The sequence below is a fragment of the Acinetobacter sp. VT 511 genome, from assembly GCF_001077515.1.
Lineage (GTDB): Bacteria > Pseudomonadota > Gammaproteobacteria > Pseudomonadales > Moraxellaceae > Acinetobacter > Acinetobacter schindleri.
Window position 1 is genome coordinate 1 of sequence record NZ_LFRE01000023.1, and the last position, 2,463, is coordinate 2,463.

Here is a 2,463-nt window from a genome sequence, read left to right on the forward strand (position 1 = left end):
ATGGGTTCCCCGTAATAAAAAAACGCCACACCCCGGAGTAATTTCGCTCTCCAAATGGTGTGGCGCCTATTAAACACTACGGTCAGAATACCCTATCTGTCCTAGGGCAGACAGCGTTTGACTCAACCTGTTTCCCTTCGTTTCATCCGCTTCCTTAGCCGCGCATACGATGCGTAAATCCGCGGAGATTCTTTGGTCAGGATAGGCCCCAGCACAGCCAGAATTAACACATACAACACGGCAAACGATTGGATGGATGCCATCAGCCCTCCGGCCTTGCCGATGTTCGCCATGATAATGGAGAATTCGCCCCGGGAGACCAGGGTAAAGCCCACATTCAACGAGGCCTTAGGGCTCATTCCAGCCAGTCTGCCAGCGATCATACCTGCACCATAGTTACTGGCAATCGTCAGAATAACGGCAATAATCGTCATCCCAACAGCTCCGCCAAGTGAAGCCGGCTCGATGGTCAGGCCAAAACTGAAGAAGAAAATTGCACCAAAAAAATCTTTGAAAGGCATGATCTGATGTTCAATCCGACTCACATGTCTTGATTCGCCTTCACTGTATCCTCGTCGGACTACAGTCAACTGTGATAAATCACAGAGCTTAATAACAATGCCGCGCATTATACGCAACTTAATCACTAAGCTCTATAAGCTATCAGTTCGTTTGCTTAATGTTTAACTCATTGCATCGCAATGAGTGGTGGAGACTAGGAGAGTCGAACTCCTGACCTCCTGCGTGCAAAGCAGGCGCTCTACCAACTAAGCTAAGTCCCCAGCTTATCAGTGCTCGCGGGCGACACCACCATCGCGGTCGGCCGTCGCATCCTCGCCAAGCCCGAGGACGAGGCGGATCTGCGCCGCATGCTCGCCCTGCTCTCGGGCCGGCGCCACCATTGCCTGTCCGCCGTCTGCCTGATCGGCGCCGACGGCAAGGCACGCACCCGCATCTCGGACACGGTCGTCGCCTTCAAGCGGCTGAACCAGGCCGAGATCGACTGGTACGTCGCCTGCGGCGAAGGCATGGGCAAGGCAGGCGGCTATGCCATCCAGGGCAAGGCCGAGGCCTTTGTCCGCTACCTCGCCGGCAGCCATTCGGGCGTGGTCGGCCTGCCCGTCTTCGAAACGCGCGCGCTGCTGGAGAGCGCCGGGTACAGCCTTTGCAAGAGGCGAAAGATGACAAAAAATGCGTACGCCTTTAGCCGCCCAGAAGTGGACAGATTCCTGACACATAAATTGCTTAAGCTACATAACTTACCATGACTATGTAATCTGGGGACGGGGTACTCAACCCTGGCACATAAACCAATGAATACTGCTGTTTAATATGAGCGAACTTTGCAAGAGGCGAAAGATGACAAAAAATGCGTACGCCTTTAGCCGCCCATAAGTGGACAGATTCCTGACACATAATTAGCCTAAGTTCCATAACTTACACTCCTTATCCAAACTCGGCACTGGTCAAACAATCCTGGCACATAAACCACTGAATACTGCTGTTTAATATGAGCGAACTTTGCAAGAGGCGAAAGATGACAAAAAATGCGTACGCCTTGCCGGAGAGGTGCATCTGCACCCGGTATATCTGTCGAAAATGTACAAACAATCCACAGGTGAAGGCATTAGTGATTATATTATCCGTTCCAGAATGGAACGTGCGGTTCACTTGCTCAAGCATACGGCGATGAAGATCTATGAAGTCGGTCAGGAAGTAGGGTACAACAACACGCCTTATTTCATTCAGGTGTTCCGCAAACATTATGGACTGACCCCGCAAGATTTTCGGAACGGTTAACAAATCAATATGAACATTGAAATTGTGATATATGTTTGCCTCCCCGGCTGCACTATCCTTTTCATGTAAGGTGCATTTGGCACATAAGGGTATCCAAGTTACCTGAGGAGGGGTTAGTTCATGTATAGAAAAATGATGACGGCATTGCTCGCAATAACGATGGTTGCTGTAACGGCATGCAGTTCGGGGGCCAAGGAAGAACCAACGAAGGAAGCCGCTGCACCACTTGCTCTGCAAGACGGGAAGTATGAACCGGCGGTACAGATGAGTTATTTGCGGGCCTGGAATGATGATACGAAATTATGGTCGTCGTGGACGCCCGGTAACGGGTCCTGGTAACCGTCCATTGAAATCTCTCAGCCACATGCTGAAAGGTAAACAAGGACGTTTCCGTCAAAACTTGCTCGGTAAACGGGTTGACTATTCTGGTCGTTCCGTTATCGTTGTTGGACCTTACCTGAAAATGTATCAGTGTGGTCTGCCAAAAGATATGGCACTTGAATTGTTCAAGCCTTTTGTTATGAAAGAGCTTGTAAATAAAGGGCTTGCCCACAACATCAAGAGCGCGAAACGTAAAGTTGAGCGTGTAAGTCCTGAAGTATGGGATGTTCTTGAAGAAGTAATCAAGGAGCATCCGGTTCTGTTGAACCGTGCCCCTACGCT

At 50.3% G+C, this 2,463-nt stretch carries 3 protein-coding genes, 1 tRNA gene and 1 pseudogene; 3 read left to right on the forward strand and 2 right to left on the reverse strand.

Annotated elements, in window-relative coordinates:
• Window positions 1-122: 122 nt before the first annotated feature.
• Window positions 123-545 (reverse strand): cation:proton antiporter, encoded by a 423-nt coding sequence (locus ACS72_RS00600; RefSeq protein WP_283936045.1) that lies wholly within the window; start codon window positions 543-545, stop codon window positions 123-125.
• A 161-nt stretch (window positions 546-706) separates the two neighbouring features.
• Window positions 707-782, reverse strand: a tRNA-Ala gene (locus tag ACS72_RS00605).
• 9 nt (window positions 783-791) lie between these two features.
• On the opposite strand from ACS72_RS00605, the gene ACS72_RS17185 reads away from it, so the two are divergent.
• The 3 genes and pseudogenes from ACS72_RS17185 to ACS72_RS00630 form a co-directional block, all read left to right on the forward strand.
• Complete coding sequence (locus tag ACS72_RS17185; RefSeq protein ID WP_212771672.1) at window positions 792-1,268, forward strand: nucleoside triphosphate pyrophosphatase; 477 nt, start codon at window positions 792-794, stop codon at window positions 1,266-1,268.
• A gap of 301 nt (window positions 1,269-1,569) precedes the next feature.
• Window positions 1,570-1,800: a helix-turn-helix transcriptional regulator gene (locus ACS72_RS00620; RefSeq protein ID WP_283936046.1), complete on the forward strand. Its 231-nt coding sequence runs from the start codon at window positions 1,570-1,572 to the stop codon at window positions 1,798-1,800.
• 304 nt (window positions 1,801-2,104) lie between these two features.
• A pseudogene (locus tag ACS72_RS00630) lies at window positions 2,105-2,463 on the forward strand (DNA-directed RNA polymerase subunit beta'); the annotation flags it as partial.